Origin of the sequence: Oryzihumus sp., from assembly GCF_036391795.1 — a bacterium.
GTDB lineage: Bacteria > Actinomycetota > Actinomycetes > Actinomycetales > Dermatophilaceae > Oryzihumus.
Map to the genome: position 1 here is coordinate 1 of NZ_DASVZH010000138.1, position 5,536 is coordinate 5,536.

Here is a 5,536-nt window from a genome sequence, read left to right on the forward strand (position 1 = left end):
TCACCCTGGCCACGAACTGCCAGGTCTTCTTCTGCGACCCGCACTCGCCCTGGCAGCGCGGCTCCAACGAGAACACCAACGGGCTGCTGCGCCAGTACTTCCCCCGCTCCTCCACGGACTTCCGCAGCTACACCCAGTCCGTCCTCGACGCGGTCGCCCGCGAGCTCAACGGACGACCACGCGAGACCCTGAACTGGAAGAATCCCGCCCAGAAGCTGAACGAGCTCCTCGTTGCAACCGCCGCTTGAAACCGCCCGGGCTCAAACCCGAGGAACGCCCCTCTCGGCGCATGGGTGGGGCTGGAAGGCGACGGCACGGCATACCCGTCATTTGGTTGCGCGAAGCAACTTTGTTGAATATAGTTGCATGGCGAAACCAAAGGAGTGGCCCATGTCCCTCGACCACGGAGCGGCAGCCGAGCTGCTCGGATCGCTCAGCCACCTGATGCGCACGACCCGCTCGGTCGCCCACCGCCAGTCCCAGGTGCTCGGCGCGTCCAGCACCCACCTGGCCGTGCTCAAGAGCCTGTACGACGGGCCCGCGCGGCCCGGCGACCTGGCCCAGCGGCTGTGCGTGGCGCCGTCAGTCATCTCCCGCCAGGTGGCCCCGCTGGAGCGCGCCGGGCTGGTCGAGCGCGGGCACGACCCCGACGACGCCCGGGCCTGGCGGCTGGCGCTGACCCCGCTCGGCCGGCGTCAGCTCGAGGTGCTGCACGCCGACCGCGTGGCCCAGCTCGGGCAGCTGCTGCGCGACTGGGCCGAGGACGACGTGCGCACCGCCGCCGCCCTGATGGACCGGCTGAGCCGGTCCCTGGTCGCCGCGCCCCTGGCCGACCGTCCCGCCTGGCTCGACCTGCCGGCCGAGGACACCCCCTCCCCCACTTCCCCCGAGGAGCTCACCGCATGACCACCACCACCCGTCCACGCGAGGCCTCGGCCGAGCCGATGTCGCACCGGCAGGTGCTGGAGGCCATGACCGGCCTGCTGGCCGCACTGTTCACCGCGATGCTCAGCTCGACGATCGTGGCCACCGCCCTGCCGACCATCATCGGCGACCTGCACGGCACCCAGCGGCAGTACACCTGGGTCATCACCGCCTCACTGCTGGCCACCACCGTGAGCACCCCGATCTGGGGCAAGCTCTCCGACCTGTTCAGCAAGAAGCTGCTCGTGCAGCTGGCGATCCTCGTCTTCGTCGCGGGCTCGGTGGCCGCCGGCCTGGCGCCGAACGTGCCGTTCCTCATCGGCTGCCGCGTCGTGCAGGGCCTGGGCATGGGCGGCCTGACCGCCCTGGTCCAGGCGATCATGGGCTCGATCATCGCCCCGCGCGACCGCGGCCGGTACTCCGGCTACATGGGCGCGGTCATGGCGGTGAGCACCGTCAGCGGCCCGCTGCTCGGCGGCGTCATCGTGGACAGCCCGCTGGGCTGGCGCTGGTGCTTCTACGTCTGCGTGCCGCTCGCCGTCATCTCCCTCGTGGTCCTGCAGGCGACCCTGCACGTGGGCACCGAGCGCCGCGCGCCGCGGATCGACTACCTCGGCGGCCTGCTCATCGCCGTCGGCGCCAGCCTGCCGCTGGTGTGGGTGACCTTCGCCGGCACCGACTTCGCCTGGGTGTCCTGGCAGAGCGCGGCCTACCTCGGCGGCGCGCTGGTCGCCCTCGCGCTGGCCACCGTCGTGGAGCTGCGCGTCCCGGAGCCGCTCGTGCCCCTGCGGGTCATGGCCAACCGCACCGCGGCGCTTGTCGTGCTCGCCTCGGTCGCCGTGGGCATCGCGATGTTCGGCGGCACGACGTTCCTCGGGCAGTACTTCCAGGTCGCCCGCGGCGACTCACCGACCGAGGCCGGCCTGCTCACCGTCCCGCTGATGCTCGGCCTGCTGCTGTCCTCCACCGGCGCCGGGCAGGTCATCAGCCGCACCGGCCGCTGGAAGGGCTTCCTCGTCGGCGGCGGCGTGCTGCTGGTCGCCGGCCTGGCCGGCCTGGCGACCCTGGACCACACCACCCCGCTGTGGCGGGCCAGCGTCTCCATGGCCGTCATGGGCCTGGGCCTCGGCGCGATGATGCAGAACCTCGTCCTCGCCGTGCAGAACACCGTCGACGTCCGGGACATCGGAGCCGCCTCGGCCACCGTCGCCTTCTTCCGCACCCTCGGGGGCGCGGTCGGCGTGTCCGTGCTCGGCGCCGTGCTCGCCACCCGGGTGGAGGACAACGTCGCTGCCGGCCTGCGACGCCTCGGCGGTGCCGCGGCGGCCGCCGCCTCGAAGCAGGAGGGCGCGGCGGGGCTCGACCTCGGCGCGCTGCCGGCACCGCTGCGCGAGCTGATGCGCACCAGCTACGGCGACGCCACCGGCCACGTCTTCGCGATCAGCGCGGCCGTCGCGGTGGTCGCCCTGGTAGCCGTCCTGTTCGTCAAGGAGGTGCCACTGCGCACCAGCATCCGGATGACCGAGTCGGTCGAGGAGGCCGCAGCCGGCGCCTCGGGTGTGGGCGAGCCGGAGCCGCTCGAGGAGGACCCTCGCCGCGAGCCCGTCGCCTCCACGGCCTGACCCCCAGGCACCCCGGACCCACCCGCACTACCGAGGCAGGTGGGTCCGGGGCGCCATCCTCGGGCCGCGGCGGGGCCGCATGACCCCGGCCAGCTCGAGCAGCCGCTGCACGCGGTAGCGGTGGCCCGCCCACGGCTCGAGCAGCTCGGCCAGGCCGTCGTCGTCGACCTCGACGCCGGTCAGCGCCCAGCCGATGTTGCGCGCCACGTGGTAGTCGCCGAAGCTCACCGCGTCGGGGTCACCGAGCGCCCGCTGCGCCACCTCCGCGGCGGTCCAGACCCCGATCCCCGGTATCGCGCGCAGCCGGCGGTGTGCCTCCGCGTGCGCCATCGTGGTGCACTCCTCCAGCCGCCCGGCGCTGCGCGCCGCCCGCACCGCCGCGGCCGAGCGCTTGGCGTCCACGCTGGCCCGCAGCCACTCCCACGACGGGACCATCGCCCACGTCGCCGGGGCGGGGGCGACCCGGAGCCCGCGGGGGCCGCCCGGCCCGGGCGCGCGCTCGCCATACCGGTGCACGAGGGTGCGGTAGGAGCCGAATGCCTCCTGGCCGGTCACCTTCTGCTCGATGACCGCCGGCACCAGCGCCTCCAGGACCAGGCCGGTGGACGGCACCCGCCACCCGCTGAACCGGCGGGCCGCCTCGGCGACCACGGGATGGCGGGGCTCGAAGCCGGCCGCGTCGTCGTCCTCGCCGAGCATCCGGGGCAGCCGGTCGAGCACCCAGGCCGCGCCGGGGCCCCAGCCCCGGGCCTCCACCTCGCCGTCCTGGCGCTGGAGCAGGCGCAGCGTCGCCGGCCCGCACGGTGTGCGGATGCCGCGCCAGATGGTGCCGTCGGGATCCTGTCGCCACGTGGGGTCACCGGCGCCGCGGCGCAGGATGCCCAAGGTCGAGCGCACGTCGAGGGCACGCCCGGAACGCCACGTGCGTTCGAGCGGTGGGGCGTCCGCGCCGGCCGGTGTCACCGGCCCAGTGTCACCCACCCGGCCGACAGCAGGCGCGCACGGGTTGGCACCGTAGACTCCCCCGACGTCCGACCGAACGACCCCAGGGGACACACACGTGGCCAAGAAGCAGGTCAGCCAGGAGCGCAAGGCGCGCCTCGCCGAGATCCAGCGCCAGCAGAACGCCCGCGAGCGGCGCACCAAGATGGTCATCATCGCCGGGTGCCTGGCGCTGCTGCTGGTCCTGGCCGGCGTCATCACCTACGCCGTGGTCGACGCCCAGGGCAAGCAGCCCGACGTCGCGCTGACCAAGATCGGGGTGGCCGCGAGCGCCGCCTCCTGCTCGGCTATCACGAACGACGCCGCGTCGGGCAACGGCGAGCACGTCGGGCCCGGCACGCCGAAGGCCAACGTCACCTCGGTGAAGTACGCGACCGTGCCGCCGTCCTTCGGGCAGCACTTCGCCCAGCCCGACCTCGACGGCATCCACTTCTACAGCGGCGCCGACGCCCCCCGGATCGAGACGCTGGTGCACAACCTCGAGCACGGCTACACGGTGCTCTGGTACGACCCCAAGGCCCCCGCCGCCAAGATCGCCCTGGTCAAGCAGATCGCCGAGATGGCGCCGCAGACCTCGTGGGCCAAGGACAAGTTCATCGCCTCGCCGTGGGACAGCAAGTACGGCGCCTTCCCGGCCGGCAAGCTCTACGCCCTCTCCCACTGGGCCGCCAAGGTCAAGGCCGACGGCAGCATCGAGAGCCAGGCCGGCCACCGCGAGCTGTGCGGCGACATCTCCGGCGACGTGGTCAAGCAGTTCATCGAGAAGTTCCCGCGCACCGACGCACCGGAGCCCAACGCCGCCTGAGGCGACCACACGGCATACCGGGTCTGTGGCGCTCTGCCGAGGTTGGTGACGCCGTGCCGAGGTTCCAGCCTCGGCACGGCGCACCGTTTCCTCGGCAGAGCGCCTTTCCCCACCCCCACCACCCGTCGTCCCACCGTCCACAGCCCGAGGCTCGGGGGTGGTGGTGACGGTCCCGCCCGACATCCTCGCCGCATGAACGAGCTCCTGCGTCTGCGCGCCACCGCTGCCGGCAACATCTTCACCGCGACCGACGCAGAGGAGCGCGGCCCCGACGCCCGCTCGCTGCGGCGGATGGTCGCCTCGGGTGAGTGCGTCCGGCTCGGCCGCGGCCGGTATGCCGTGAGGCCCCTCCCGCTGCGAACGGAGGACGCGCACAGGGCAAGGAACCCGGGGGCGCTGCTGGGTCGGCACGACCGCGAGCGGTCGCGTGCGGGTTCAGCGGCGGCGGAAGGTGAGCAGGATGAAGGTGTAGTCCAGACCCACGCGCTTCCAGTGCACCGGCCGCTCGGCGTGGCTGAGGGCACCCGCGAGGTCGCCGACCAGCTCCAGGCCGTGCCGCTCGGCGGTGGCCACGAGCTCGCGGATGTCGTCGGGGCCGAAGATCCGCACCGGCGTGCCGTAGGCCTCGAGCCCGCTGGTGTCCGGCGGCACCTGGTCGTAGTCGGTCGAGACGCACAGCACCCCGCCCGGCCGCAGCACCCGGGCGCTCTCGGCCAGGAACCCCTCGACCGGCACGCCGTGCTCGATCACCGACATGCAGGTGATCGCGTCGAGGGAGCCGGCCGCCAGCCCGGTGTCGGTGACGTCGCCGTAGCGGAACGTCACCCCGTCACGGTGAACCGGCTCGCCGAACTCCAGGTTGATCCCCAGCAGCGACTCGGGGGCCGCGCCCAGCCCGAACAGCCGCAGCCAGGGCAGGACCGAGGAGTATCGCGCGCTGCCCGCGTCCATCACGCGGGCCGTGCGCGACCCGTCGTCGGCCAGGGCGAGCACCGCGGCGACGGCGCCGAGGGCGTCCCAGTTCTTGGGCCGGTCGTGGTGCAGCGGCAGGCGCAGGGTGCGCGCCTCGGCGACGGCGCGCTGCCAGTCGGCGGGGCCGGACAGCACCGCGGTGGGCGCCACGGACGTCGGCACCGGCCGGTGCGCCGGCGAGGGCCAGGAGCGCACGACCCGCCGCACGCCG

At 73.6% G+C, this 5,536-nt stretch carries 6 protein-coding genes and 1 pseudogene; 5 read left to right on the plus strand and 2 right to left on the minus strand.

Annotated elements, in window-relative coordinates:
* The 3 genes from VF825_RS08050 to VF825_RS08060 all read left to right on the plus strand — a co-directional run.
* The coding region (locus tag VF825_RS08050; RefSeq protein ID WP_331111986.1) for an IS30 family transposase at window positions 1–248 on the plus strand (248 nt) is incomplete at its 5' end.
* A gap of 142 nt (window positions 249–390) precedes the next feature.
* Window positions 391–906, plus strand: a complete 516-nt coding sequence (locus VF825_RS08055; RefSeq protein WP_331111988.1) for a MarR family winged helix-turn-helix transcriptional regulator — start codon at window positions 391–393, stop codon at window positions 904–906.
* Entirely contained in the window at window positions 903–2,546 is a 1,644-nt protein-coding gene (locus VF825_RS08060; RefSeq protein WP_331111990.1) for an MDR family MFS transporter, read from the plus strand. The genes VF825_RS08055 and VF825_RS08060 overlap by 4 nt, the downstream gene beginning before the upstream one ends.
* 27 nt (window positions 2,547–2,573) lie before the next feature.
* On the opposite strand, the gene VF825_RS08065 is transcribed toward VF825_RS08060, so the two are convergent.
* Window positions 2,574–3,509 carry a DNA-3-methyladenine glycosylase 2 family protein gene (locus VF825_RS08065; RefSeq protein ID WP_331111992.1) on the minus strand — a complete coding sequence of 312 codons (936 nt, stop codon included), beginning with the start codon at window positions 3,507–3,509 and terminating at the stop codon, window positions 2,574–2,576.
* Window positions 3,510–3,606: 97 nt separating this feature from the next.
* Here VF825_RS08065 and VF825_RS08070 point away from each other — a divergent pair, with 97 nt between their 5' ends.
* Both VF825_RS08070 and VF825_RS20085 read left to right on the plus strand, forming a co-directional pair.
* The gene (locus tag VF825_RS08070) at window positions 3,607–4,353 is read left to right on the plus strand and encodes a DUF3105 domain-containing protein (protein WP_331111994.1); all 747 of its coding nucleotides are present in this window, start codon (window positions 3,607–3,609) and stop codon (window positions 4,351–4,353) included.
* A 192-nt stretch (window positions 4,354–4,545) separates the two neighbouring features.
* A pseudogene (locus tag VF825_RS20085) lies at window positions 4,546–4,683 on the plus strand (type IV toxin-antitoxin system AbiEi family antitoxin domain-containing protein); the annotation flags it as partial.
* Between the two features lie 105 nt (window positions 4,684–4,788).
* On the opposite strand, the gene VF825_RS08075 reads toward VF825_RS20085, so the two are convergent.
* Window positions 4,789–5,536 (minus strand): methyltransferase domain-containing protein (locus tag VF825_RS08075; RefSeq protein ID WP_331111996.1); only part of this gene is annotated, 748 nt, incomplete at its 5' end.

Coding starts and splice junctions, on each gene's coding strand:
- VF825_RS08055 (WP_331111988.1), top strand. CDS start 391: ATGTCCCTCGACCACGGAGCGGCAGCCGAGCTGCTCGGATCGCTCAGC.
- VF825_RS08060 (WP_331111990.1), top strand. CDS start 903: ATGACCACCACCACCCGTCCACGCGAGGCCTCGGCCGAGCCGATGTCG.